This is a genomic window from Xanthomonas cissicola (assembly GCF_008801575.1).
Taxonomy (GTDB): domain Bacteria; phylum Pseudomonadota; class Gammaproteobacteria; order Xanthomonadales; family Xanthomonadaceae; genus Xanthomonas; species Xanthomonas cissicola.
The window spans coordinates 1-572 of sequence record NZ_VZPL01000233.1 but is presented as its reverse complement, the minus strand read 5'-3'; the positions used below and the strand labels follow the sequence as shown (position 1 = coordinate 572).

The 572-nt window shown below is 57.9% G+C and carries 1 protein-coding gene; it reads left to right on the top strand.

Annotated elements, in window-relative coordinates; genetic code table 11:
• Positions 1-128: 128 nt before the first annotated feature.
• Positions 129-461 carry a cysteine peptidase family C39 domain-containing protein gene (locus F7R02_RS25785; RefSeq protein WP_235901002.1) on the top strand — a complete coding sequence of 111 codons (333 nt, stop codon included), beginning with the start codon at positions 129-131 and terminating at the stop codon, positions 459-461.
• Positions 462-572 lie beyond the last annotated feature (111 nt).

Below are 572 nucleotides of genomic sequence, written 5' to 3'. Positions count from 1 at the left end.
GCGCCGGGTCTGCTTGCGCTTGCCCAGGCCCTCAGCGTCACCGAACGTCAGCTGCATAGATGATCCTCTACATGATGAGGCGGGTAGTGTCGCGTATCTGTGGTGCGTTGTTCAGAGCTTCCCTAGCAATGCTGGCCCAGTTCTACGGCAATGACTGCGGGCTTCCTGCCCTCAGGCGTCGCTACAGCTCCACGCTGAAGGGGATGTCGCTTAACCAGGTTATCGAGGTTGCAGATGACATGGGCTTCGATTGCAGGGCGTTGCGCGCGGAGCTGGATTATCTGAGGGAAGTGCAAGCGCCCGTTATTTTGCATTGGAACATGAATCACTTCGTGGTACTGGCTGGTACCAAGGGCAGCAAGCTGGTAATCATTGACCCGGCCCAAGGGCGGCGCCTGATGCCTATGGGTGAGGTCAGCAAATACTTCACCGGAGTGCTGCTGGAATTAGGGAAGCTCTGAACAACGCACCACAGATACGCGACACTACCCGCCTCATCATGTAGAGGATCATCTATGCAGCTGACGTTCGGTGACGCTGAGGGCCTGGGCAAGCGCAAGCAGACCCGGCGC